The 26,329-nt window shown below is 69.1% G+C and carries 18 protein-coding genes and 1 pseudogene; 7 read left to right on the top strand and 12 right to left on the bottom strand.

Going from position 1 to position 26,329, the window contains the following annotated elements; genetic code table 11:
* Positions 1–101 precede the first annotated feature (101 nt).
* The 9 genes and pseudogenes from QFZ76_RS28545 to QFZ76_RS28505 all read right to left on the bottom strand — a co-directional run bounded on the left by QFZ76_RS28545 (position 102) and on the right by QFZ76_RS28505 (position 10,017).
* On the bottom strand, positions 102–1,121 hold the full coding sequence (locus QFZ76_RS28545) for a beta-ketoacyl-ACP synthase III (RefSeq protein ID WP_307676402.1): 1,020 nt from the start codon (positions 1,119–1,121) through the stop codon (positions 102–104).
* 94 nt (positions 1,122–1,215) lie between these two features.
* Entirely contained in the window at positions 1,216–2,217 is a 1,002-nt protein-coding gene (gene ilvC / locus QFZ76_RS28540; protein WP_307676401.1) for a ketol-acid reductoisomerase, read from the bottom strand.
* 12 nt (positions 2,218–2,229) lie between these two features.
* Positions 2,230–2,772: an acetolactate synthase small subunit gene (gene ilvN / locus QFZ76_RS28535; protein WP_307676400.1), complete on the bottom strand. Its 543-nt coding sequence runs from the start codon at positions 2,770–2,772 to the stop codon at positions 2,230–2,232.
* A gap of 20 nt (positions 2,773–2,792) precedes the next feature.
* Positions 2,793–4,562 (bottom strand): annotated as a pseudogene (locus QFZ76_RS28530) (acetolactate synthase large subunit); the annotation flags it as partial.
* 17 nt (positions 4,563–4,579) lie between these two features.
* A complete protein-coding gene (locus QFZ76_RS28525) occupies positions 4,580–5,848 on the bottom strand; it encodes a dihydrolipoamide acetyltransferase family protein (protein WP_307680156.1) in 1,269 nt (422 codons plus the stop codon).
* Positions 5,849–5,915: 67 nt separating this feature from the next.
* On the bottom strand, positions 5,916–6,890 hold the full coding sequence (locus QFZ76_RS28520) for an alpha-ketoacid dehydrogenase subunit beta (protein ID WP_307676399.1): 975 nt from the start codon (positions 6,888–6,890) through the stop codon (positions 5,916–5,918).
* Position 6,891: 1 nt separating this feature from the next.
* Positions 6,892–8,001 (bottom strand): pyruvate dehydrogenase (acetyl-transferring) E1 component subunit alpha, encoded by a 1,110-nt coding sequence (gene pdhA / locus QFZ76_RS28515; RefSeq protein WP_307676398.1) that lies wholly within the window; start codon positions 7,999–8,001, stop codon positions 6,892–6,894.
* 115 nt (positions 8,002–8,116) lie between these two features.
* Complete coding sequence (locus QFZ76_RS28510; protein ID WP_307676397.1) at positions 8,117–8,851, bottom strand: thioesterase II family protein; 735 nt, start codon at positions 8,849–8,851, stop codon at positions 8,117–8,119.
* A 140-nt stretch (positions 8,852–8,991) separates the two neighbouring features.
* The gene (locus tag QFZ76_RS28505; RefSeq protein ID WP_307676396.1) at positions 8,992–10,017 is read right to left on the bottom strand and encodes a ParB/RepB/Spo0J family partition protein; all 1,026 of its coding nucleotides are present in this window, start codon (positions 10,015–10,017) and stop codon (positions 8,992–8,994) included.
* Between the two features lie 199 nt (positions 10,018–10,216).
* Here QFZ76_RS28505 and QFZ76_RS28500 point away from each other — a divergent pair, with 199 nt between their 5' ends.
* The 3 genes from QFZ76_RS28500 (at position 10,217) to QFZ76_RS51870 (ending at position 11,486) form a co-directional block, all read left to right on the top strand.
* Positions 10,217–10,873, top strand: a complete 657-nt coding sequence (locus tag QFZ76_RS28500; RefSeq protein WP_307676395.1) for a ScbR family autoregulator-binding transcription factor — start codon at positions 10,217–10,219, stop codon at positions 10,871–10,873.
* A gap of 182 nt (positions 10,874–11,055) precedes the next feature.
* On the top strand, positions 11,056–11,322 hold the full coding sequence (locus tag QFZ76_RS51875; protein ID WP_373464368.1) for an HAD family hydrolase: 267 nt from the start codon (positions 11,056–11,058) through the stop codon (positions 11,320–11,322).
* Positions 11,319–11,486, top strand: a complete 168-nt coding sequence (locus QFZ76_RS51870) for an HAD hydrolase-like protein (RefSeq protein ID WP_373464367.1) — start codon at positions 11,319–11,321, stop codon at positions 11,484–11,486. Before QFZ76_RS51875 ends, QFZ76_RS51870 begins: the two co-directional genes overlap by 4 nt.
* A 1,019-nt stretch (positions 11,487–12,505) precedes the next feature.
* On the opposite strand, the gene QFZ76_RS28490 is transcribed toward QFZ76_RS51870, so the two are convergent.
* Entirely contained in the window at positions 12,506–13,876 is a 1,371-nt protein-coding gene (locus QFZ76_RS28490) for a hypothetical protein (RefSeq protein ID WP_307676393.1), read from the bottom strand.
* 146 nt (positions 13,877–14,022) lie between these two features.
* Between QFZ76_RS28490 and QFZ76_RS28485 the strand changes: the two genes are divergently transcribed.
* The 3 genes from QFZ76_RS28485 (at position 14,023) to QFZ76_RS28475 (ending at position 17,759) form a co-directional block, all read left to right on the top strand.
* Positions 14,023–14,436 (top strand): hypothetical protein, encoded by a 414-nt coding sequence (locus tag QFZ76_RS28485; protein WP_307676392.1) that lies wholly within the window; start codon positions 14,023–14,025, stop codon positions 14,434–14,436.
* A gap of 29 nt (positions 14,437–14,465) precedes the next feature.
* Complete coding sequence (locus QFZ76_RS28480) at positions 14,466–17,420, top strand: tetratricopeptide repeat protein (protein WP_307676391.1); 2,955 nt, start codon at positions 14,466–14,468, stop codon at positions 17,418–17,420.
* 144 nt (positions 17,421–17,564) lie between these two features.
* On the top strand, positions 17,565–17,759 hold the full coding sequence (locus QFZ76_RS28475; protein WP_307676390.1) for an excisionase: 195 nt from the start codon (positions 17,565–17,567) through the stop codon (positions 17,757–17,759).
* A 1,600-nt stretch (positions 17,760–19,359) separates the two neighbouring features.
* Here QFZ76_RS28475 and QFZ76_RS28470 read toward each other — a convergent pair.
* Positions 19,360–21,606: a sigma-70 family RNA polymerase sigma factor gene (locus QFZ76_RS28470; RefSeq protein ID WP_307676389.1), complete on the bottom strand. Its 2,247-nt coding sequence runs from the start codon at positions 21,604–21,606 to the stop codon at positions 19,360–19,362.
* 183 nt (positions 21,607–21,789) lie between these two features.
* Between QFZ76_RS28470 and QFZ76_RS28465 the strand changes: the two genes are divergently transcribed.
* Entirely contained in the window at positions 21,790–24,492 is a 2,703-nt protein-coding gene (locus QFZ76_RS28465) for a pectinesterase family protein (protein WP_307676388.1), read from the top strand.
* Between the two features lie 1,564 nt (positions 24,493–26,056).
* Here QFZ76_RS28465 and QFZ76_RS28460 read toward each other — a convergent pair.
* Positions 26,057–26,326: a hypothetical protein gene (locus tag QFZ76_RS28460; RefSeq protein WP_307676387.1), complete on the bottom strand. Its 270-nt coding sequence runs from the start codon at positions 26,324–26,326 to the stop codon at positions 26,057–26,059.
* Positions 26,327–26,329: the final 3 nt, after the last annotated feature.

Genomic DNA, 26,329 nt, shown 5'->3' with positions numbered 1-26,329 from the left:
GGGTCCCCCTACAGTCAGGAATCAGGGCAGGATGCAGCGCGGGCTCGTAGTAGTGGAGAAATCCGCTGGAATACGCGGTGAGGTGTGAGAAACCCGTCGGTTCAGATTTCCGTGGAGATTTCCATGACGTCGATCTCCGGCCACCGCAGGGCGGTCGAGGCCCAGCTGAGCCCGCCGCCGAAGGCGGTCATCAGCACCCGGTCACCGGGCTTGACGCGCTCGCTGACGGCGGCGTCGGTGAGCGCCAGCGGGATGGAGGCGGCCGAGGTGTTGCCGACCTTGTCGAGGTGGACCAGCATGCGGGACCGCTCGACGCCGAGCACGTCCGCGACCGTGTGCAGGATCCGGATGTTCGCCTGGTGCGCCGCGCACCAGTCGACGTCCGCCGCGCTCCAGCCAACGCGTCCGAGCAGCTGCTCGGAAGAGGCGGCCATCCTGTTGACGGCGTGGGTGAACATGTCCTTGCCCTGCATGGTCATATACGCGCCCTCGGGCCGCGCCGGCAGTCCGCTGCCCCGCTCCCGCGAACCGCCGCCGGCCACCTGGGCCAGCTCGTGACCGGTGCCGTCGCTGCCCAGGTCGAAGCCGAGCAGCGCGCCGGGCTCGTCGGCGTCGCCGGCGCGCAGGACCGCGGCTCCGGCGCCGTCACCGAAGATGATGGTGGTGGAACGATCCTGCGGGTCGAGCCGAGTGGACCAGACGTCCGCGCCGACGACCAGGACCCGCTCCGCCACGCCGGACGCGATCGCCCCGGCGGCGGCGGACAGCGCGTACAGGAATCCGGAGCAGGCCGCAGAGATGTCGTAGGCGGCGACGTGCCCGAGTCCGAGTGCGGTCGCGACTTCCGGCGCCGTGCCGGGCATTGGTTGGTTTCCGGTGCTGGTCGCCAGGATCACCAGATCCACGGAATCGACCCCGGCGGACTTCAGGGCTCGCGCGCCGGCGGCGGTCGCGAGATCACCGGTACTGGTCCCGGTGTCGGCCCAGTGGCGGGTACGAATACCGGTCCTGGTACGAATCCAGGTGTCGTTGGTGTCCAGTGTCCGGGCGAGTTCGTCATTCGTCACCGAACGTGGCGGAATTGCTGCTCCGATTCCGGCCAGGACTGTTGCGCGTATCATGTTTCCCCCTCGCGCTGATTTCACTGACTACTTTATCGACGGAAGCACCGTGCAGGAAGTTTGTACATGCCCGCGCATGCACACCCGATTTCCTTCACGCCGCTTCGTCGACCCACGACATGAGCTTGCGGAGCTGCTTGCCGGTGGTCTCCAGGAGGTGCTCGGAGTCCGCGGTCTTGTACTCGTTGTACTTCTTCAGACCGCCGTGGTACTCGGCCATCCACTCGCGGGCGAAGGTGCCGTCCTGGATCTCGGCGAGGACCTTCTTCATCTCGGCCTTGGTGGCGTCCGTGATGATCCGCGGGCCGGTGACGTAGTCGCCCCACTCGGCGGTCTCGGAGACCGACCAGCGCATCTTGTCCAGGCCGCCCTCGTACATGAGGTCGACGATCAGCTTCAGCTCGTGCAGGCACTCGAAGTACGCGATCTCCGGCTGGTAGCCCGCCTCGGTCAGCGTTTCGAAACCGGCCTTGACCAGCGCGGCCGTACCACCGCAGAGAACGGCCTGCTCACCGAACAGGTCGGTCTCGGTCTCCTCGGTGAAGGTCGTCTTGATGACGCCGGCGCGGGTGCCGCCGATGCCCTTCGCGTACGAGAGAGCCAGCTCGAAGGCGCTGCCGGTCGCGTCCTGCTCGACGGCCGCGATACACGGAACGCCGCGGCCCTCCTCGTACTGGCGGCGCACCAGGTGGCCCGGGCCCTTGGGGGCGACCATGCAGACGTCGATGCCGGCCGGGGGCTTGATGAAGTCGAAGCGGATGTTCAGGCCGTGGCCGAAGAAGAGGGCGTCGCCGTCCTTGAGGTTGTCCTTGATGGACTCCTCGTAGACCTGGGCCTGGATCGGGTCCGGGACCAGGATCATGATGACGTCGGCCTCGGCGGCCGCCTCGGCCGGGGTGACCACGCGCAGCCCCTGCTCCTCGGCCTTGGCCTTGGACTTGGAGCCCTCGTGCAGACCGACACGCACGTCGACACCCGAGTCACGGAGCGACAGCGCGTGGGCGTGGCCCTGGCTGCCGTAACCGATGACCGCGACCTTGCGGCCCTGGATGATGGACAGGTCGGCGTCGGCGTCGTAGAACAGCTCGGCAGACATGGATGGTTACTCCTAGGCGATGGCGGCGGCCCACGGCGCCAGGGTGGCGGGACGCGGCCTGCGGTCGATGAGCGGGACGGGGCCTCGTCCGATGGCGATCGCGCCGGACTGGACCAGTTCCTTGATGCCGTACGGTTCGAGCATCCTGAGCAGGGCGGACAGCTTCTCGCCGCTGCCGGTGGCCTCGATGGTCACCGCTTCAGGGGAGACGTCGACGGTCTTGGCGCGGAAGAGCTGGACGATCTCCAGAATCTGCGAACGCGTCCGGTTGTCGGCGCGAACCTTCACGAGCACCAGCTCACGGATTATCCGCGCGTCGGGCTCCAGTTCCATGACATCGAGGACGTTGACCAACTTCCCGGTCTGCTCGATGACTTGGTCGAGCCGGGTCAGTTCGCCGTTGACCACGATGGTGATCCGGGAGATCTCGGGGTGCTCGGTGACACCGACCGCGAGCGAGTCGATGTTGAACCCGCGGCGGGAGAACAGGGCGGCGATCCGGGCGAGGATGCCCGGGGTGTTCTCCACCAGGACGGAGAGCGTGTGCTTGGACATGTCTCTTGGGTCTCTCTCGCTCAGTCGTCTTCGTTGTCGCCGAAGTCGGGGCGGACGTCCCGGGCGGCCATGATCTCGTCGTTGGAGGTGCCGGCGGCGACCATCGGCCACACCATCGCGTCCTCGTGGACGATGAAGTCGACGACGACGGGGCGGTCGTTGATGGAGTTCGCCTCTTCGATGACCTTGTCCAGGTCCTCCGGGCGCTCACAGCGCAGGCCCACGCAGCCCATCGCCTCGGACAGCTTCACGAAGTCCGGCACGCGCGTGCCCTTGGCGTCCGGGTTGACGTCCTCGGGACCGCTGTGCAGCACGGTGTTGGAGTAGCGCTGGTTGTAGAAGAGGGTCTGCCACTGGCGGACCATCCCGAGGGCGCCGTTGTTGATGATGGCGACCTTGATCGGGATGTTGTTCAGGGCGCAGGTGGTGAGTTCCTGGTTGGTCATCTGGAAGCAGCCGTCGCCGTCGATCGCCCAGACCGTGTTGCCCGGAATGCCGGCCTTGGCGCCCATGGCGGCCGGGACCGCGTAGCCCATGGTTCCGGCGCCGCCGGAGTTCAGCCAGGTGGCGGGCTTCTCGTACTGGATGAAGTGCGCGGCCCACATCTGGTGCTGGCCGACGCCCGCGGCGAAGATCGTGCCCTCGGGGGCGAGCTGGCCGATGCGCTCGATGACCTGCTGCGGGGAGAGCGAGCCGTTGTCGGGCTGGTCGTAACCGAGCGGGTAGGTCTCGCGCCAGCGGGACAGGTCCTTCCACCAGGAGCTGTAGTCGCCCTTGTGGCCCTCGCTGTGCTCCTTCTGGACGGCCTGGACCAGGTCGGCGATGACCTCGCGGGCGTCGCCGACGATCGGCACGTCGGCGGCGCGGTTCTTGCCGATCTCGGCCGGGTCGATGTCGGCGTGGACGATCTTGGCGTGCGGGGCGAAGCTGTCCAGCTTGCCGGTGACGCGGTCGTCGAAGCGGGTTCCGAGGGCGACGATCAGGTCGGCCTTCTGCAGCGCGGTGACGGCGGTGACCGCACCGTGCATGCCCGGCATTCCCACGTGCAGCGGGTGGCTGTCGGGGAACCCGCCCAGCCCCATCAAGGTGGTGGTGACGGGAGCTCCGGTGAGTTCCGCGAGGACCTTCAGCTCGGCGGTGGCGCCGGACTTGATGACACCACCGCCGACGTAGAGGACGGGCCGCTTCGCCTGGGTGATCAGCTTGGCGCCCTCACGGATCTGCTTGGCGTGCGGCTTGGTCACCGGGCGGTAGCCGGGCAGGTCCATGACGGGCGGCCAGGAGAACACCGTCTTCGCCTGGAGTGCGTCCTTGGCGATGTCGACCAGGACCGGCCCCGGACGGCCGGTGGAGGCGATGTGGAAGGCCTGCGCGATCACCCGCGGGATGTCCTCGGCCTTGGTGACCAGGAAGTTGTGCTTGGTGATCGGCATGGTGATGCCGACGATGTCCGCCTCCTGGAAGGCGTCCGTGCCGATCGCCTTGGAGGCCACCTGGCCGGTGATCGCCACGAGCGGCACCGAGTCCATGTGGGCGTCCGCGATCGGCGTCACCAGGTTGGTGGCACCGGGGCCGGAGGTCGCCATGCAGACGCCGACCTTGCCGGTGGCCTGCGCGTAACCGGTGGCCGCGTGACCCGCGCCCTGCTCGTGCCGGACCAGGACGTGCCGCACCCGGGTCGAGTCCATCAACGGGTCGTACGCCGGGAGGATCGCACCACCGGGAATACCGAATACCGTCTCGGCGCCGACCTCCTCGAGAGAGCGGATGAGGGACTGCGCACCCGTCATGAGTCCGGTGGTCATCGCTACGCCCATGTGACGAGTCGCTTGGGCTGCTCGAGGATCTCCGCGGTCGCGTCGAGGACCTTGGAGCCCAGCTCTCCGTCGACCAGGCGGTGGTCGAAGGAGAGGGCCAGAGTGAGTACTTGACGGGGCTTCACCTTGCCCCGGTGCACCCAGGGCAGGGTCCTGATCGCTCCCACGGCGAGGATGGCCGCCTCACCCGGGTTGAGGATCGGGGTTCCCGTGTCGACGCCGAAGACCCCAAGGTTGGTGATGGTCACCGTGCCGCCGGACAGGGCCGCGGGGGTGGTCCGGCCGGCCCGGGCCGTGGCGACCAGGTCGCCCAGCTCCGCCGCCAGTTGCGGCAGGTTCCTGGTGTGCGCGTCTTTGATGTTGGGGACGAGCAGGCCACGGGGCGTGGCCGCGGCGATGCCCAGGTGGACCCGCTCCTTGATGACGATCTCCTGTGCGGCCTCGTCCCAGGAGGCGTTGATCTCGGGGAAACGCCGCACCGCGGCCAGGAAGGCTCTGGCCACGAGGAGCAGCGGGGTCACCCGCAGTCCCGCCAAGTCGGGGTCCTGCTTGAGCTGTTGGACGAGTTTCACGGTGCGTGTCACGTCGACGGTGCTGAACTCGGTGACGTGGGGTGCCGTGAAGGCACTCGTCACCATGGCCTCGGCGGTCGCTTTGCGCACCCCCTTGATGGGGACACGGCGTTCGTCGGACGCGGGGACACGCACCGGTTGGTCGGCCACCGGCGGCTGGGTGGTGCGGGCCGCGGCGTGGACGTCCTCACGGGTGATCACACCGCCCGGGCCGGAGGGCACCAGGAGGCCGAGGTCGACGCCGAGGTCCCGGGCGAGCTTGCGCACCGGGGGCTTCGCCGCGCCGGGAACGGCCTCTCGGCGGGCGGGCCGCTCCCGCTCGGCTCGCGGCTTGCGTGGGCGGCGCCTCGTCGAGCCGTTCATGACGCCGTATCCGACGAGCAGGGCCTGCTGGGGCTCCGGCTCGGGAGCCGGCGGGTCCGCGGGCTCGGACGTCGGCGGGTCGGCGGGCTCGGGCCCGCCGTCCGGCGCGGTGTCGACGGTGATGATGACCGCCCCGATGTCGACCGTCGTGCCGGCGGGGCACCGGATCTCGTGCACCGCCCCGTCGTAGGGGATGGGCAGTTCCACCGCCGCCTTCGCGGTCTCGACCTCGCACACGGTCATACCGTCGTGCACCCGGTCGCCGGGCTTCACGTACCACTGGAGTATGTCCGCCTCGCTCAGGCCCTCGCCCACGTCGGGCATCCTGAACTCACGGAAACGCTGTGCTTCCACGGAATCCTCGTCTCGGTGGGCCAGAGCGGCCGGGACGTCAGTAGGCAAGGACGCGCTCGACGGCATCCAGAATCCGGTCCAGGTCGGGCAGGTAGGCGTGCTCGGTCCGGGCGGGCGGATACGGCATGTGGAATCCGCCCACGCGCAGGACCGGCGCCTCCAGCCGGTCGAAGCAGCGTTCCGTGACGTGGGCGGCGATCTCCGCGCCGGTGCCGAAGAACACGGGTGCCTCGTGCACCACCACCAGCCGGCCGGTCCTGCGCACCGAGGCCTCGACCGTGTCGAAGTCGACCGGCGAGACCGAGCGCAGGTCGACGACCTCCACGCTGGTGCCCTCCTCCTCGGCCACGGCCGCCGCCTCCAGGGCGGTGCGCACGGTCGGCCCGTAGGCGAGGACCGTCGCATCGCGGCCGAGGCGTATCACCCGTGCGGAGTGCAGCGGGTGGGGCGACGCCGCCGGATCGACCTCGCCCTTGTCGTAGTAACGGCGTTTGGGCTCGAGGTAGATGACCGGGTCGTCGCCCGCGACGGCCTGCCGGAGCATCGTGTACGCGTCCGCGGCGTTGGACGGCGAGACCACCCGCAGTCCGGCGACATGTGCGAAGAGTGCCTCCGGAGACTCGCTGTGGTGCTCGACCGCGCCGATGCCGCCGCCGTACGGGATCCGGATGACGACCGGCAGCGCGATACGGCCGCCGGATCGGGCCCGCATCTTGGCGAGCTGGGTGACGATCTGGTCGTACGCGGGAAAGACGAAGCCGTCGAACTGGATCTCCACGACAGGTCGGTAGCCGCGTAGCGCCAGGCCGATCGCGGTGCCGACTATGCCGGACTCGGCGAGCGGAGTGTCCTTGACCCGGTGGTCCCCGAAGTCCTTCTGCAAGCCGTCGGTGACCCGGAAGACACCGCCGAGCCGCCCGATGTCCTCGCCCATCAGCACGACCTTGGGGTCGTCCTCCAGAGCCGCCCGCAGCGCCGCGTTGACGGCCTTCGCAAGGGTCGTCGTCGCCATGTCAGCTCCCCTCCACGAACGACGCCTCGTACTCCTTGAACCACTCCCGTTCCTCGGTGACCTGCCGGTGCTCTCCGGCGTAGGTGAGGTCGAAGAACTCCGTGAGATCGGGATCGGGCATGGTGCGCACGCTCTCCTTGATGTGCTGGGCGAGCCGGTCGCCCTCCTCACCGACCCCCGCGACGAAGTCGGCGTCGGCCCAGCCGTGGTTCAGGAGGTACTTCTCCAGGCGGGCGATCGGGTCCTTGCGCGCCCACTGCGTCAGTTCGGCGGACTGCCGGTAGCGGGTCGGGTCGTCCGACGTGGTGTGGGCGCCCATGCGGTAGGTGAACGCCTCGACGAGTGTCGCCTCGCGTCCCTGCCTGGCTCGCTCCACGGCGGCCCGCGTCACCGCCAGACAGGCCAGCACGTCGTTGCCGTCCACCCGGACACCGTGCAGTCCGAAACCGGCGGCGCGCCGGTGGATCGGCACCTTGCTCTGCCTTTCCACACCCTGCGAAATGGCCCATTGATTGTTCTGGCAGAAAAAGACGACCGGCGCGTCGTAAACGGCGGCGAAGTTGAATGCCTCGCTCACGTCCCCCTGGCTGGTCGCACCGTCACCGAAATACACGACGACCGCGGAGTCGGCATCGTCGTCGGCCACGCCCATCGCATATCCGGTGGCATGCAGAACCTGGGAGCCGATCACGAGCGTGTAGAGATGGAAGTTCTTCTCCGCGGGATCCCAGCCGCCGTGGCTCACGCCCCGGAACAGCCGGAATATGTGCAGCGGGTCGACCTGTCTGGCGAGGGCGACACCGTGGTCGCGGTAGCTCGGAAAGACGTGGTCGTCCGCGCGCAGCGCGAGACCCGAGCCCACCTGAGCCGCCTCCTGTCCCAACGACGAGGGCCACAGGCCCAGCTCGCCTTGTCGCTGCAGGGTGACCCCCTCGGCGTCCACCCGGCGGGTCAGCGCCATCCGCCGGTACATCTCCCGGAGTTCCCCGGGGGTTGGTTCGATGTCGTAGTCGGGGTGGTGCACACGCTCGCCGTGCGGCGTGAGCAGCTGCACCATCTCCCCCGGGTCTTCGCCTGAAAGGCCGTCACTCGTTCTCTTTTGCGCAGCCAAGACTCTCCCCCGTCACTGCATGGATTTCTCAACTCGAATTCGCCCCGGACGCCGAATCAGTCGCGCTCGACGAGTATCACTGCTACTTCACCGCGAACACCAGTTTGTGCACGGCTCATCCGTACACGTTCGGTGTCAGTGCCGACTCGCCGTGCAGCACTGAGCGCAGTTCGCCGAAGAAATCCCGTTTCGACTCACGGGGAAAGAAATGTCCGCCCGGGATCGCATGGACGGTGCAGCCGGCGCTGGTGTGCCGACTCCACCCCGCCGCGGCCGCCCGGTCCACCAGGGGGTCGCGGGTGCCGGTGAAGACGTGGATCGGGCAGGGCAGCGGCGCCTCGATGTCCTGCGCCGGGCGCCGGGGCCGGATGATCCGCAGGTCCTCCCGCAGCCGGGCGAGCATCACGGCCAGCCGTTCGGTGCCGCCGAGCAGGTCCGCGTGGATGTCGGAGGTGTCGACCAGCCAGCGCAGCAGCTCCGAGTCGGTCATGTCCTCGGTGGCACCGGTCGACTGCCGCAGATGGGGTGCACCGAAGGCCCCGACGATCAGTTTCTCGGGCAGCCGCTGCGCCCGCCGGGCCAGCAGCCGGGTCAGCCGGTAGGCGACCAGCGCCCCCATGCTGTGGCCGTACAGCACGTGCCGCCCCGACAGGCCGGACCCCAGGTCCTGGGCGAGCGCCTCGACCAGCGTGTCCAGATCGCGGTAGCGCGGGCTGCGGCCGTCCCGCCCCCGCCCCGGCAGCGCGACCGGCACCACCTCGACCTGTGGCCCGAGCGCGCGCTGCCAGCCGGAGAACGCAGCGATGCTGCCCCCCGCATGATGGAACCCGAAGAGGATGAATTCCCCCACGACACCGACACCTCCGCCGTGTCCGCCGGACGGCCCCGCTCAGGGCCTCCGGCGCCGTCCAACCACGGAACTCCCCGTGGTTGCACAGCTCCCCGTAGTCGCACACAGCCGTACAGCCCCCGCCGCCGTACGGACGTCTCTCACTCGCCACCGGACTCGGCGGCCACCCGTTCCAGATCGTCGGCGAACTCGGTCCAGGCGATGGCGCACTTGCGGGCGAGCTGGCTGATCACCTTCGCCCCGTGCTCCGGCACGGCCTCGCGCAGCTCGGCCCACCGGCTGTCGGGCAGCACCTGTACGCCGAGCAACCGCAGCAGGAAGCGTCCCCGCTCGGTCAGCCTGAGGGACGGGTCCTTCATGAGGGACCTCAGCAGCCCCTGCTCGTCGACGGGGTCGCGTGCCTCGGGCAGCCGCCGTACCGGGTGAGCGCCCCGCGGCGCGTCCGGGGCCCGCAGCGACTTCGGGAGCGGGTCCTCGCCCCGCGCCATCCGGTCGCGTACGTCGCGGACCGTACCCGGGGACACCCCGGCCCGCTGGGCGATTGCCCGTAGCGAGGCGCCCGGCATCTCCTCGATCAGCCGGCTCGCGCGGATCCGTCCCTCGGCGCCGTTCAACGGCCGCACCCGGCCGTCGCGCCCCAGCCTGGCGGCGGGCGGTTCACCCGCGTCCAGGGACCGCCGGATCTCGCCGATCGTGCGGGCGGACAGGCCGGCCGCCAGCGCGACGGCGGGGTCGGACCAGTACGGATGGGTCCGCAGGATACGGGCGGCGGCCGCGGCACGATCGCGTGCGCTCAGCGGCAGCCCGTGCGTGGTGTTCTCCCGTACGGCGAGCACGAACGCGTCGCGCTCGTCACCGTCGAAGAACCGCACCTTCACTTCCGGCTCGCCCCGCAGGCGGGCCGCCGCGAGGCGGTGCATACCGTCCACGACCCGCATGGTCGGCCGGTGGACGATGATCGGGGGGAGCGCCGCTCCCGAATCGGCCAGTAGACGTGCGTGCGCCTGATCCTCGCCCTCGGTGCGCGGTGAGTCCGCGGACAGGAGGGAGTCGATGGGAACCGTGGCGACCGCCGAGAGTCCCGGCTGCTGCACTTCGGCCCACGCCGACTCGCCCACCCCAGCGGACAGTTGAGGCACCACCAAGACGTTCTGGGTACTCATCATGCTCCGTATCTCCAGCTGATCTTGTGACTCCACCATAGACTTTTACGTACGTTCGCGAACGTTTTTTTAGACCCTTTTTGGCCTTACTTGACCAGTGCCCACAGCCCTGCAGCAGACTGTGAGGGCGCGAAATACATTCGCGGTGGTACGTTGGTGGTCAAACGAGTCGTCACTGTTGACCTCATGCGGGAGCCGCCACGTGCATGCCCTTGAACCCACACCTGTCGGCGAGAAGCGCCCCGTCCGTCAGGAACCCAAGCAACAGCGGTCGATCCGTACCCGCGTCCAGATCCTCGAGGCGGCGGCCGTGGTCTTCGCGCGCAGCGGCTTCGCCGACGTGACCTTGCTCGACATCGCCGAACAGGCCGGGGTGACCAAGGGGGCCGTGTACTTCCACTACGCGAACAAGGAGGCCATCGCGATCGCGGTCTCGGAGGAGTACTTCGCCCGCCTGGGCGCCTTGTCCGCCGGCGTCAGGCGCCTGAAGGCGCCTCCCCTGCAGGCCACGGTGAAGCTGCTGAACCGGGTGGCCGTCGCCCTTCGCGACGACACCCTGTTCCAGGCCGCGGTACGGCTGCATCTGGACCGCCACCAGATCACCAGCGGACTGCCCACCCGCCCGTTCGTCGACTTCATCACTCACTGCCAGGACCTGCTGGCGGAGGCGAAGGAGGTGGGCCAGCTCCCCGAGGATGCCGACCCGGAAAAGCTGGCCCGGGTGCTCGTGGCGGCCTTCTTCGGCGCTCAGCACATCTCCTGGGCACTGAACGATCGCGTTGATATTATCGACCGCGTCCAGGAGACGATCGACGCAATCCTGCCCCGTCACTGGTACGAGTCGGCCGACAACACCTGAGACGCCGACGGGAGTTCAGAGTCCCCGGGACGGGACGGGACGGGACGAACACGAACTCGGCTGGCTCCAGCCGGCGGGTGCGGGCCGCGTACTCGCCCATGCAGCCGGGCCAGTGGCGACAGCGCGGCCGTTGGGCGTGCGGTACCACGACGAGCAGGACTGCCATGCAGTACCCGTGAAACGTGCCCACAGGGCCCGCAGCCCCGCCTCCTCGACCTCGGGCCGCGTCCAGGGTTTCTCGCAGCTCCGAGCGTTCGGGCTGGCGGGTGGGCATCGTCAGCAACGGAATGGCCGACAACCAGCTGGCGAATATCGAGCGGTCGGGTGTGGGCGAGAGGGTGGACGCCTGCTGCGTCTCCGGTGAGGTCGGCATCCGCAAGCCCAACGTCCGGATCTTCGAATTGGCCGCCGAACGGTGCGGGACGGATCTGGCTGCCGGCGGAGGATGATCGGCGACAGTCCCGAGCACGACCTCGCGGGTGGACGGGCGGCGGGGCTGCGGACGATGTGGCCGACCGCACGACTCCCGATGCCCTGGCCGCGATCAGTCTTCTGCTGGACGGGTCCAGGTAGACCTGCCGACCACGATCGCGGCTGCGACGGTCCCGACTGACGACACTCCGAACAATCCAGCCCGCACCAATGTCTAGGTCTGTCGCAAAGCCACAACCAGGACGACTCCCGTTCTCCTCCCCTGGCCACTGAAGCTCCCGGCGTAGTGCGGGGGCAGTGATGCACTCCTGACGGAGCATCAAGCACGCTTGTCCACCGGCTGTCCACCGGAGCCGATGCCAACAAGACCATTCCGAGGGTGCAATGCACAAAAACCGCAGGTCAAAGCCTTGTCTTGATCGTCGGCGACAGCTCATGGAATCGCGACCTACGCATTGTGATGCGTAGACCACGAGTGTCCGATCAGTCCGGATTCCAAGGTCAATGAAGCAAAGAAGCCCCAGGTCAAAGGCCTGACCTGGGGTTCACCATGGAACCGCCTTCGGGATTCGAACCCGAGACCTACGCATTACGAGACCACGAGCGTTCGTGTTGCGGAGTGCCAGACCATGCCATCCAGTGACGTTTTTCCTGATCAGAGCACATGCGACTGGTTAATCCGTGCTACCCCGTGATGCACGCTCCAAAGGCGTCTGTCCACCGGCCGTCCACCGGTGGGGCCGCCAGGGGAGGTCCGTAAGGCCACCGTGGGGCAGCAGGTGTAGCGCCTGACGAGGTCAGATGGATACGTGAGGGCGATTGTTCGACTTCTACAAAAGCAGCTTTGGCATCCTCTGCTACCGCGCAGCCTGCTGGCATCGGCATCCTCACCTGATAGGAGGCCGGAATACTGGTGAGCTCGCGTATTCAACTGTCGCCAAGTTCTCGGCCTTCGTGGGCCGCTTGGTGACCTTGTGCGATTCCGGTGGCATGTCGGCTCCAGGTGCCTCCGGCCTGAGTGGCCGGCTTTGTGGGGCAGTGACACGTCCAGGGTGTGGGTCAGGTCGTGGCAGATGCTCGCTTTGACGTCGCGGCGGGCGCGGGCGGCCTCCATGCGGTCGCCGTCCTCCATGTCCCGTGCCACCAGCCACCGGCCGCTGGGCGCCGGCGTGCCTGCCGGTGCCGCGGACCTGAGCAGGTTCAGCGCGGGGGTGCGCCCGTGAGCTCGCCCTCCAGGCCCGGGCCCCTACCTCGCAGCCGGTCCTCCGTCACGTCCCGCAGCAGTGCCAGCACTTGCCGTTCCTCGGCCGTGCGCCAGGCGGTGTCCTCTGCCGCCCGGGAGATCTCCGCGAGGTCACTTTCGCCGAGCGAGGCCACTGGGCGCAGCACCCGGGCCAGTGGATGGTGGAAGTCGTGGACGACCAAGCTGTAGGTCCTCTCCGGGGTCAGGTATCCGCCCACGGCGGCGAGGCGGCCGTCGGCGGAGGCGGCAACTGCGTGGACCAGGCGCGGGTCGTACCGTGCGTCCAGAAACGGCCGGGGCGGATCAACCGGCGCCAGGGACACCGGGTCGAAGAAGCGGTGTTCTCCCTCCCCGCCGAAGCGACCGCCGACCACGCCCCAGGCCGGGACGGAGAAGAGGTCGCTGAGGCGCGGGGCCTCGCCGACGGTCTCCAGGGCCAGCGCCTCGTGGGGCGAGATACGCCAGCGGCTCAGCCCGCCCTGTGCGCCACTCACCACGATCTCGTCAGTGGTGGTGAAGGCGAGGCCACGCACCGGGCCGTGCGGTACAGGCACGACGGACCGGGCCACCAGGCGCTGCAGCCGGGCATCGGTGACCGCGATCTGCTCGTGGCTACCGAAGGCGACCCTCTCTCCGCTCGGGTCCACGGCGAGGCGGCAGGCGTCGAGAAGCCCGAAGGGCGCGAGGTCCACGATGCCCGGCGGGAGATCCGGTCCGGCCGCCATCGCGGCCGGCTGCAGTGCGCTGCCCGCGACGAACCCGGCTGCGGTGGCCGCCGGTTGCATCCCCGTCACGGCGGAGCCCTGCACGACCGGGCGTTCCCTGCCCCCGGCGTAGTGGACCAGTGCACGCCCGTGATCGGGTTCGTCGCGGACCACGACGACATTGTCCGCATCGACGCACGTGACCGCGTAGTGGTGCAGCTCGCTGAGGTGGATGTCGCTCCAGGACCCGTCCCGCAGCATCGATATCCGGGTGAGTCCCGGGTCTTCGTACGTGTTCAGTGTGAGGACCGGGTCACCGAAGCCGAAGGACAGCCACTGCGCGGAGGTCGCGATGCGGTCATGGCTCGTGCGCGAGTCGCGTTCGGCGGTGGCAGCCACCCGGGAGACGAGTTCCTCGTCGGTTGCGGCGAGGCGGTAAAGGAGCCGGTCGTTCTTCTGTCCGATCGGATCCGCCCGGGCCAGCCACCCGGCCAGCCGGACCCCGTCCCGCAGCGGCACAGCGAGGATCAGGCGTCTCAACGCGTCCCGGTACCCGCCCTGGAGATAGCGGTGGGCCTGGCGGCCGATGCGGTCGGAGTCGGCCCACGCGATGCGCTCCACCATTACTGCCCCGTCCTACGAGTCCGGCATCACAACTGACAATTCATCCATTCTGCCCCGGCGCTACTCTGATATCGACGACTACCGACAATGCCAACTCGGCTGAGTGAGCAGGGGACTTCATGACGGATCCGACGACGGTTCTGGCCATGACAGGGGCAACCACCATCGTCGCGGCGATGGCCACCACCGCCTGGGAGGCCGCGCGGGGCGGCGTCACGGAGCTGTTCCGGCGGAGCAACGAGGACGGGTCCGGCACGATCGAGGCGCAGTTGGACGGCGACGCGGCCCTGGTGGTGCGGGACGAGGACACCGACGGCGTACGCGAGGACCTGGTCAGGCCGTGGGCGCGGCGGCTCGCGGCGCTGCTGCGGGAGCACCCGGAAGCCGCTGACGAACTCCGTGCCCTGGTGGATCAGGTGGCGGCCGAACTGCCGCGCACGGAACACAACTGGGCGCAGCACATCACCGCGCATTCGGGCGGCTCGGCCTTCGGCGCGCAGGGCCCCGGCAGCAGTGTCCACGTACACAAGGCGCCGACGGCGGGCGACGGTTCCGCGTGAGCGGTCCGGACCCGGCGGAGGGCTCGGCTGTGTCCTCGCATCAACTGGTTCGCGCGGAGGGCGGGTTCGCGTACGGAGTGATCGGCGCCGACATCCATGTCTTCGGCGACGGACTGCCCGTGTACGTGCTCGAGAACTGGCGCGGTCGTCCGGAGTCATCCGCCGAGTGGCTGCTTGAGCTGCCCAGCAGGATGCTCAGCGCCCGCCATGAGATCGTCCCCTTCACCGGGCGCGAGCAGGACCTCGCCGAGCTGCACCGCTGGCGCGTGTCGGACAGGCGGCTGGCCGCGCGCTGGCTCCGGGCCCCGGGCGGGCAGGGCAAGACCCGTCTCGCCGCCCGGTTCGCCGAGGAGTCGATCGCCCGGGGTTGGAAGGTCGTCCACGCCGTCCACGGCCCCGGCAGCGTCCTGCCACCGCCCGGCAGCCAGGACCTGCGGATCGACGGCGCGGACGGACTGCTCCTGATCGTCGACTACGCCGACCACTGGCCCCTGCCCCATCTGACCTGGCTGTTCAGCAACGCGCTGCTGCACCGTCCCGAGCTCCCCACAAGGGTGCTGATGCTGGCCCGCAGTGCGGACATGTGGCCGGCGGTACGCGCCGCGCTCGCCGATCTACAGACCGCCACCTCCAGCCAGACGCTGGAACCGCTGTCCGACGAAAGCGACGAAAGCGGTGAGGGCAGCGATGAAGACGGGGGGCCGGGCCAACGGGGCGAGATGTTCCGGGCGGCCCGGGACGGCTTCGCCGCCCGCCACGGCGTGTCGGACGTCGCGCAGTTACGGCCTCCGGTGTCATTGGCCGAGCCCGACTTCGGGCTGACGCTCACCGTGCACATGGCCGCGCTCGTGGCGGTGGACGCGCACCGGACCGGGCGGCGCCCCCCGTCGGACGCGGCCGGCCTGACGACGTACCTCCTCGACCGGGAGCAGCTGCACTGGGCCCGGCTGCACAGCCAGGGCGCGGGCCGTGAACCCGGCGCATCCGCCCGTGCGCACACGACCCCGCCCGAGGTCATGAATCGGGCCGTGTTCACGGCCGTCCTCACCGGAGCGGTCGAACATCCCACGGGGGCAACCGTGTTGGAGTCGCTGAGGGTGCCGCTTCCCGCGGAGCAGATTCTCGCCGACCACGCGGTCTGCTATCCGGCGGCCGACCCCGTGCACCCGACGGTCCTGGAACCGCTCGCCCCCGACCGGCTCGCCGAGGACTTCCTCGCCCTCACCCTGCCCGGGCACCGGGCCGACTACCCCGCGCAGGACTGGGCGGCGCCCACGCTCCAGGCACTGCTTCCGCACGGCAGCGACCGGCACACGGCCGCCTGGACACCCCGTGCGATGACTTTCCTGGCCAGTGCCGCCGACCGCTGGCCCCATCTGCGCCACGGCCATCTCTACCCCCTGCTCCAGGGCGCGCCCTGGCTCGCGGTCGCAGCCGGGGGCGCCGCGCTTGGTCTGCTGGTCGGCCTCGACGACATCGGCACCGAGCTGCTGGAGGCCGTCGAGACAGAGCTCCCCGACCATGAGGACGCGGAACTCGACCCGGCCGCCGCGGTCCTGGCCGTTCGCCTCGCCGAGCACCGGCTCGCCACGACCGACGATCCGGCGACGCAGGCGACCGTGCATCTCAACCTGGGGTGGAGTCTTGGTGGAGCCGGCCGGTACGAGGAGAGCCTCGCTGCGTGCGAGCGCGCCGTCGAGCTCTTTGCGCAGTTGGCGCAGCACAACCCTTCGGCGTACGAGCGTGATCTGGCCCGGGCCCTGAACAACCTCAGCAACCGCCTGGATCATCTACGGCAGTCCCAGCGGGCTCTGGAGACCGCGCAGCGGGCGGTGGAGATCCAGCGTCGGCTCGCGGCGGCCGACCCCGGCGCCCACAGCGCCGATCTGGCGCTCTCCCTCTCCAACTACGGGGTCCGCCTCCGGCACGGGGGGCGGTGGCTGGAAGCGCTACAGGCCGACGGCGAGGCGCTGGAGCTGTACGCGCGGCTCTCCGCGGCCCACTCCGGTGCGTACGACCACGACCTCGGGGTCACTCTGCTCAACCTGGGTTCCGGTCTGTCGGACGCGCTCGAAAGCCCTGCCGCGATCGCGGCGACCCGGCAGGCCGTGGCCATACTCGGGAGACCGGCCGAAAACGGTACCCGCGCCCGTGAGGGAGTGCTGTCCACTGCTCTCGCCAACCTCGCCACCGAGCTGCGTGAGCATGGCACCCGGCGGGAACAGCTGGTCACCCGGATGATCGCGGATGGCAGTCCCCTCGACCCGGACCTTCTGGAGCCGATGCACTGGCGCGACGAGGCCCTGGCCGCCATCACCCGGGCCGTGGAGATCGACCGCCGCCACGCCAAGGCCAACCCCGCAGCTCTGGAAAGCAGGTTGGCGTCCTCCCTGCACACCCAGGGGCAGGTGCTGAAGGACCTGGGCCGATCGCAGGACGCACAGACGTCGACCCTGGAGGCCGAAGCACTCAGGGCCAGGCTCGGCCCGCTCGCGGAACCTCACCGTGCGGAGTCGCGTACGCAGTACGGCCGGGAGTCGATGGTCATCAAGAACGAGGTCCTGATCACCCTGTACCGCTATCTGGCCGACGTGGACGTGGTCGCTCACGGGCCGGAGCTGGCCATGCGCCTCGGACTGCGGTACCTGAACAACCCGGCCGGGGGCCCCTGCGACCCGGTGTGGCGTGCGGAGGCCGCCGAGGTCCACCGCCGCCTGGCCGACGCGGATCCCGACACCTACGAACCCGGATACTCCTACGCCCTTGCCGAGTACGCCGATGCGTTGTGGTGGGCCGGGCGGCGGACGGAATCCATCGAGGTGACGGAGCAGGCCGTCGAGATCGACCGCCGTCTGGCCGCCTTCGACCCACCCGAATACGGCCCGGCACTCACCCGGACACTCGACGCCCTCGCCACCCGCCTGAAGGCCACCGGCCGGCGCCGCCAGGCCCGGGCGGTACGACGGCTGGGCCGCCGGCCCTGAAGCCCGGGGAGCACCCCACCGTACGCCGCGGTGCTTGCCGTCAGGCCGTTCCGCCAGTGTTCGCGAGGTCCCCGACCGCACCCGTGCAGTAGTCCGACTCCGCCAGGTGGAAGGCGAGTTGACGGAAGGTCCAGTCGACCGCGAATGGCCGAGCAGGCCATGGCCCGCCTCAAGATCGGCCGCTCCGCCCTCTACGACCTCCTGCGCACACGCCGCCTGGTCTCGCTGAGCATCGGCGAAGCCCTGCCCTCACCCCGGAGCGGCAGCGCTGAAAGAGCTCACTGCCTCGATGTCCACCTCGTCGATCCCGGCGAATACCAGCGAGTCCCAGAACATTGAGTCGGCCTGTTTCACCAACACCGTCACCTGCGACGACCGACAACAACTACAGGCTTAGATGCTCCCTGCAGTACCGGGTCGGCTCAATGCCGTGTATCGCCCTCCATGGCGGAGATCAGTGCCTCGATCCCGCCATCAGAGAAGATGTCCAAGTTCAAATATCATCACCAGGGCCCGAGCCAGATGCGAGGCCTGTCGGGACCGGACAGTCCTGGCGACGCCGATCGCCGCATCGAAAACTGGCGGCTTTCGCAGTGCGACAACGGGGCGGGGGAAGTCTCCTGACGGAGTGTCACGCACGGCTGTCCACCGGTTGTCCACCGGGACCTTTGCGCCAGCATGACCCATCCCCCACCGGCAGATAAAAGACCAGGTCAGAGCGTTGTGCCGTCGACCTCGTCACAGAAACCAAACCTCCGACCTACGCATTACGATGCATAGACTGCGAAAGTCCGGTTGGCCGGGATTTCAAGGTCAACGGAGCAAAGAAACCCCAGGTCAAGGCGTGACCTGGGGTTCACCATGGAGCCGCCTTCGGGATTCGAACCCGAGACCTACGCATTACGAGGCCACGAGCGATTGTGTTGCGTGGTGCCTCGCTGTGCTGTCTGGTGCTGTTGCGCCTGTTCAGAGCACGTCCAGCAGGTCATCCCGTGCCACCTCGTGATGCACCGTCCGAAGGCGTCTGTCCACCGTCTGTCCACCGGCGGGGCTGTCACCGGGGTTGGCAGCAGGACTGCCACGGGACTGCCAACGAAGCCGACGCCCGGGTCGGCAGAGTGGACCGGGCACCTGTCCAATCTCTACAGACGTCTTCTGACAGCCCGCGCCGGACCGCCGTCCCTTGCGCTCCCGGAGGACGGATGGTGGATCAGTACCCGTGGCGGCTCTCGATGTGGTGCCAGAAGTCGCGGAGCAACACTTGTCGAACGCGGTCGCGCTGCCCGCGTTCAGTGGTCGTCCCCCGGGCTCAAGCATGGGCCTCCACCTCCCCGACCGGTACAGCACAGCAGTGCCTGGCCGGCGGTCAGGAGTGCGGTCGACCAGGCCAAGTGGGGCACTCTGCCGTTGACGCGCTTGCGGCAGCTGCTGCCGCAAGCTCCCGCGCGCAGGCCGAGGGCAGCCGCAGGCGCGCGGACTCGGCGGTGTCGAGGAGCGTGCCACTGTCAAGTCCACCCACCACGGCACGGCTCTGCCGGCCGACGGCCGTACGACATTCGACAAGCCGCTGCCCAACAGCGGGCCCGCGAAGGTGACGTCTGGACCACACTCCGCTCAGTCGCCACGACCTGGTGATCCGCCAACGCGTCAGCGGCTCAGCCCTTCTCCCTGCGGGCCCGTCCGAACCCGGATCGCAAGGGCTCTCCGGCGGATCACCATCGCGATCGAGTTGGATCTGCGTCGTGCTCCGCCGAACGCAACGGGAAACGCGGGTTCAGGGGCCGTTGACACCGGGGGCGGTCGGCGCCGGCAGCGACCGTGGCCGCGGGCCTGGCGCGAGGCCGGCCCCGTAGAGGGTGAGGGGCACCGCGGTGAGGCAGTCAAGTGGCTCAGCCACCGATCTGTGGACGGCGCACGTCCAGTCGTCGATCCGTGGTGGTCAGGGCGTCAACGTGGCGCCGATCGTGGGGTTCTTGGTGTTGCTGAGGAAGGGTGTGGAAGGCAGCTGTCCGTCGGGGCCGCGGTGGGCGGTTGTCGATGTGGGGTCGGTGAGGTGCAGTACCTGCGTCGTCCAGCCCGACTGGTCCCAGGAGTTACCCGCGTGCTGCGCCTGGTCGCCCAGCCAGGAGTCGGGGTGGTTCGCCAGGGCGAGATTGTGCTGAAGGGTCGCTGCGGACGAGAGGAAGGCAAAGCCCGCCTGCCCGTTGCGGAAGGCCGTGTCGTTGGTCAGCAGGGGGGCTCCCGCGTTGCCCACCTCGGTGAACCCGAAGCCGGCGTTGTCCCAGGAAGCGCTGTCCGAGGCAATCTCGGCGGCCGCAAGACCCGAATCGCCGCCGAGCTTGAAGCCGCTGCCTCCGCCGGAGAAGGTCGCGGTACCCCAGCGATTGACGCCGTTGCCGAACGACCAGGTGTGGTCGACGGTCACAGCGCCGCTGAATCCGCTGAGGTCCACTCCGTCGCCCGAGTTGTCGTACATCCGGCATCCCTGGATCCGGTTGCCCGTTCCGGAGCCGTCCCTGAAGACCAGGCCATCGACGTACCCGCCGGTGGACCCGGACTCGTGATTGTCGAAGAAGTCGCTGTTGAGCACCAGGTTGTCGCGTGTCCCTGCGCCGCGCAGCACAAGTCCGGTCTGGCCGTTGCCGTGAACGCCGAGCCGTGCGAAGACGTCGTTGTGGCAGGACTCGCAGACGTACGGGGCGTTGGGGGCGTTGACGATCTCAAGCCCCTGCACGGTGACGTACCCACCGCTCTGGACGATGAACCAGGCACTTGCCGGGATCCGGGACCCGTCGAGCACGGGATGCTCACCTCGGTAATTGCTCACCGTGATCCGGTGATTCGCGGTACCGGAGGACTTGAGCACGATCGTGGCCTCGGGGTGATACGTGCCTCCGCGGACGGCGACTGTCTGGCCCGGCCCGGCCTTCGCGGCGGCCCGGGTCACGGTGGCGAAGGGCCGGGCCAGGGTGCCCGGATTCGCGTCATCCCCGCCGGGGGCGACGTAGTAGTCGGCGGTCGCGACGCCGGAGTAGGCGCGGAGTGCGGTCGACGGGGTGGAGGACGGCGTCCGTGTGGCCGTGTCCGAGGCCGCGGAGGTCTGGCCGGGCGACTGTGGGGCGCTCGCGATCGGGGTCGGGCTCCGCATCGCCGGATTGGCGTGCGGGTGGGGCTGGGGCTGGGGCTGGGGCGCCAGATGGATCGCGAGGCCGAGGACGGCGGCGAGGGTCACGGTGCTGCCGACGGCCACGGCGGACTTCACCGTGACCCGTCCCAGACCGTGTTGGAGGGTGCTCAGCAGCGAGGACACCGGCCCGGCGGCCACCCCGTCCTGACCGACGAGGTTCGGGATCCGCGCCACCAGCACGGCCGGGACCGCCAATGCGCCGATCCGGATCGGCAGGTCGTCGATCGAATGCCGGGCACCGGCCGCTGCCTTGCATCGCGGACATGCGGCCACGTGTCGGCTGAGCTTGGTGAGCCGCCGTTGCCCGGCCGCGGCCGGGCCGCCCCCGAGGGATTCGAGCTCGGAGCACCGCGGCCGGGCCCGCCAGGCGGCGAGCACGCCGATCGCGACTCTGAGCTTGGCCTTCATCCGCTGAATTCGCACCGCGGTGTGCGGAACGCTCAGGTGCAGTGCGTCGGCCACCTCGGTGCGGGTCAGTTGCCCGGCGGTCTCCTGCCACCACAGGGCCAGCGTCCAGCGCTCGTCATGGCTGAGCCACCGGCTGGCTTCCAGCAGGTCACTGCCGGCCTGGGACAACGCCTGCCGGTCGACGGTGAGTTCGGCCGGGTCGCGGGAGGGATCGAGGACGTTGGCCACGTCGGCCAGAGGCTGCTGACGGGCCACCGTGGCCTTGCTGCGCCGTCCGTGATCATGTATCTGCCGGATCGCTATGGCCACGATCCAGGATCGGAACCGCTCCGGTTCCCGTAGCCGGGGCAGCGCTCGCATGGCGGACAGCATGGTCTCCTGGACGACGTCGTCGACGTCGGCGTGCCCGTGGAGACCTCGCCCGACGACGTTGTAGACCAGGGGCAGATACTCGCTGAACAGGGCGGCCCGTGCCCGCGGGTCCCCGGATCGGGCAGCGTTGACCAGGTCGGTTCCGGACAGACGGGTCGCCGTCTCAGTCGTGGTGTCGGTCGCCGTGTCAGCCGTGGGCCGGGCCGAAGCGTTGCGCAATGCACCCTCACAGAGTGTGATCCCTCAGCGGAGGCGCTCATGATGGCACGGGCTGGCAGAGGGGCCGACCGGAAGGACCACGTCGGGTCGGGCGGGGAGTCCACGCGAAATTCGTGGCCCTGAAAGCGTTATGGGTCGCTGAGGTGGTCCGTCTCCGTAGTGGCAAACGGAGAAGGGACTGGCATGAACCTCAGTCGGCACAAGCGGGGCAGACGAACCCGGTGGCCCGTCGCGGCGGTGGGTGGCGTAGCCGCTCTCGTCCTCGCGGGAGTCGGTTTCGCGGCGGCGGCCACCGTCGGAGCGGGATCAGGTGACTCGGCGGCCGTTGTGAAGGCCGGCACCTACAACCTCGCGGTCGCCAAGAGCGGGCTGTGCATGGATCTGGTCGGGGGCAGTGCGTCCAGCGGCGGGCTGGTCCAGCAGTGGGGTTGCAGCCAGGGGCAGAGCAACCAGCAGTGGACCCTGGTCGATCGGGGATCGGGCAAGTTCAACATCACGTCAGCCGCCAGCAAGATGTGCCTCGACGTCCCGGGCGCCTCCACCGCCAGCGGGACCCGGCTGCAGCAGTGGGGCTGCGGGACCGATCACGCCAACCAGTTGTGGACGCTGAAGGCGGCGCGGGACGACACCTTCCAGATCGTCAATGTCAACAGCGGTCTGTGCGTCAGCGACGCGAAGGCGAGCACCGCGTCCGGCGCGGCCGTCATCCAGGAGACCTGCACCACCAACAGCAACAAGCGCTGGAAGCTGACCCCGGTCACCGGCGGCTCGGCCCCGACGGCCACCGCATCGGCCACGACCGCGGCCTCCGGCACGACGATCACGGTGGCCGCTGACGGTTCCGGTGACGTCAAAACGGTGCAGGCGGCGATCGACAAGGTCCCGGTGAACAACACCAAGCCGGTGACCGTCGCCATCAAGAAGGGCATCTACCGGGGCGTCGTCACCATCCCGAGCACCAAGCCCTACGTGACGCTGAAGGGCCTCGGGTCCGCCGCCTCCGACGTCGTGATCGTCGAGAACCACGGGGCGAGCGTCAAGAAGCCGGACGGGACGACGTACGGGACCTTCGGCAGCGCGACCGTGCGCGTCGACGGCCACGACTTCTCGGCCTCGAACCTGACCATGTCCAACGACTACGACAACACGGTCACCACGAGCCAGGCGTTGGCGCTGAGCCTGTCCGAGGACCGCGCGGTCCTCACGAACGTGCGGCTCCTCGGCCACCAGGACACCCTCCTGGTCAATGAAGCGGCGCGGGCCTACGTACGTAAGTCCTACGTGGAAGGCACCGTCGACTTCATCTACGGCGGCGGAATCGCGGTCTTCGACCAGTCCGAGATCCACCAGTTGGGCAACGGTGGTGTCATCACCGCGGCCAGCACCCCGGCGACACGCGCCTACGGGTTCCTCTTCTACAAGTCGAACATCACCGGGGAGTCAACCGGGAGGAAGAGCAACCTCGGTCGCCCGTGGCGTCAGGACGCGCAGGTGCTCTACCGCGAGTCCACCATCGGGTCGTCGGTCGACACCGGCCGGCCCTGGACCGACATGTCCACCTCCCTGTGGAGGAAGGCCCGGTTCAGCGAGTACAGGAACACCGGCCCCGGAGCGACGGTCAACTCCGACCGGCCGCAGCTGAGCGACTCCAAGGCGGCGGCCTACACCCCGGCGAAGTACCTGGCAGGGTCGGACGGCTGGAACCCGATGACCACCACGACGACGAGCCCGGCCACCGGCACGGTCTGCAAGCCCACCAGCTACGGGGCGAAGGGCGACGGCAGGACGAAGGACACCGTGGCCCTGCAGAAGGCGATCAACGCCTGCGCGGGCAAGGGCACGGTCGAACTGACCAGCGGCAGGTACCTCTCGGGCGCACTGACCCTGGCCGGCGACCTCACCTTCACGATCGACTCCGGAGCGACCCTGCTCGCCTCACAGAACCCGGAGGACTACCCCCTGTCGGGCACCAGGAGGTCTCCGCTGCTGGGGGCGACCGGCGTGCGGAACCTCACCATCAGCGGCGCGGGCACCATCGACGGCCAGGGCGCTCCCTGGTGGGCCAAGACCTGGGCGGCGATCAAGGCAGGCCAGACCCAGCCGTCCCGGCCCAGCCTGATTCTCGCCAGCGACACCTCGAACGTGAAGATCACCGGGATCACGCTGAAGAACGCTCCGAACGTGAACATCTCGCTCACCAAGGTGACGAAGGCCGACGTCGACCGGATCACGATCTCGGCGCCGTCGGACGCGCCCAACACCGACGGAATCGACGTGTGGTCGTCGTCAGCCGTCGCGGTGACCAACAGCACGATCGACACCGGGGACGACGACATCGCCATCGCCTCCTCGTCGGCGGGCGCGTCCCACGACATCTCGCTGAGCAAGTGCGTGATCCTGCATGGTCACGGACTGTCCATCGGCAGCTTCACGGGCGGCGGCATCTACGACATCGACATCCACGACAACACCCTGACCGGCACCGCCGCCGGCGTCCGGATCAAGACCGCGCGGGGCCGTGGCGGCAACGTCCACGACGTCACGTACAGGAACCTCACGATGACCGATGTCAGGACCCCGATCCTGATCACCGGGTACTACCCGCAGGTGCCCGCGGACGGCGACGCGGCGCAGGCGATCACCAGCACCACGCCGCACTACCACGACATCACCATCGCCAACGTCACCGCGACCGGCGCCGACAAGGCCGGGCAGATCATTGGCGTGCCGGAGCAGCCGATCATCGGCCTGACCCTGTCCTCGGTGTCGATCAGCGCGAAGACCGGGCTGACCGTGCGCAACACCACAGTGACCACGACCTCCACCACGGTCAAGCCGGCCTCGGGCTCGGCGTTCATCGTGCAGAGCAAGGCCACCGTCAAGTAGCGGCGAGGCGTTTCCCCCTCACCGGTCGTGGGCCGGGCCGACAGGCCCGGCCCACGACCGGCCCGCAACCGGCCTTGGGCCTCATCCATGCCGAAGCGGTGGCGGACACGGGCCGCCGGGCTCGCCGGCCACCGGCACCACGGGCAGGCCCCTGCTGTCCAGGCCAGTCCCGCGTAATGGCCGCCCATCACTTCCGACCGGCTCCTGTGACACCGCTGCGCGGCTACTGTGACAGTCGCCCGCTTCTGAGAGGGCCGGGGCGCACGCGCCTGTGAGCACCACAGCACAGGGATCGAACATGAGCGCCCGCGCCTTCTCCCAAAAGAGCGCAAATCGGTCCGCCCGCCCTCGGGGCGGAACGCGCCGCCAGCAGCCGCTCGAGGACCCGCCACGACCGGGAGCCAAGGAACGCACCGACGACACTGCACAGCTCGCAGCCGCATCCAGCGCAGACCACTGACCAGTCGTCAGGCAGCGCGCGGCAGCCGCTCGCACATCGCGCGGAGCCGGTCCGCGAGTCCCGCGCGATCGCGTCGAACCCCGCCACACCCCACCCGGCCGACGTGCTCGCCTCCGCGGCGGGTAGACGGCAGGCCGCTGGTCAGCGGTTGTCAGGTGGCGAATTGCCGCCGTCGGCGGCGGCATCGACCGGGCACCGGCTCCGTCGAACACAATTCAGCCGGCTGGCCGGCTCGGCGAGGTCGGCCGCGCCGCCACGTACGGCTTCGGCGCTAAAAGAACACGGTCAGCCTGTCCTTCTGCCGACAGGCAACCAGACTCGCGGACTGCGACGGATACGGTGCCAAGGGGTGCTCCACGTGCGGCAAGCGGGGACCTGGCCGCAGGGACGAGGACATCTTCGTGCCCGCGGCCGTCGGAGGCGGCGGCTGCTCGCCCGTGGGGACGGTCGTGGGCCTGCTGCTCGTTGCCGGGATCCTGGCCGCGCTGTGGGAGATGGTCTCCAAGTGACCGCTTCGGCGACTGTCGGGACCGGACAGTCCCGCCGCTGCCGATCTTCCCATCGAAGATGGCCGCATTTCACCCGCCGACCCAGGGGTAACGACAGGCCCCTGATGGAGTGTCACGCACGCCTGTCCACCGGTTGTCCACCGAAACCCATTGCGTATACCTGACTCGCCCTTCCTGGATGAGCAAAAGCCCAGCTCAGAGGCTGAGGTCATCCATACGGTCACGGAAACCACACCTCCGACCTACGCATTACGATGCACAGACCGCAGGTGCCCGATTTGCCGATATTCCAAGGTCACCCGAAACAAGAAACCCCAGGTCAAAGGCCCGACCTGGGGTTCATCATGGAGCCGCCTTCGGGATTCGAACCCGAGACCTACGCATTACGAGGCCGCCAGAGGTCGTGCTGGGCTGTGCCATGCTGTCGTACCAGATCCCGTTTTCCCAGATCAGAGCCCATGCCGCGGTCCGGCTGTCCGCATCCGGTGTTGCACCGTCCAAAGGCGTCCGCGCTCCCCTTGCGCTCCCCGTTCCTCGGCGAAGCAATGCGAGCGCAAACGGTCGACGGCTTCGTGGGACCGGAGGTCCTCAGGCATCACATCTGGCGGGCCGCGCTGGACTTGCGCTCCGGGCCGGGGGACGCAATTGCCGGGCTGCGGCTGGTGAGGTATCCGGCGGCGCCGACGGTGTGCAGGATGCCGTGGCGGTCGAGGACCTCGCGTACTCGCGGCCAGTAGTCGGCCGGAGGCACGAGCATGCCATTGAGGAAGTCGGTCGGGTCCTGGCCGTCGCAGCTCGGCGCGGTACGGCCACGGCGGCATCGGGGACGCGCCACCACCCGGACCAGATCACCCTTGTCCGCCACACC

It is taken from the genome of Streptomyces sp. V4I2 (genome assembly GCF_030817655.1).
Classification (GTDB): Bacteria; Actinomycetota; Actinomycetes; order Streptomycetales; family Streptomycetaceae; genus Streptomyces; species Streptomyces plumbiresistens.
Note: the sequence above shows the minus strand (reverse complement) of the source record. Positions and strands in the feature narration are given on the sequence as shown.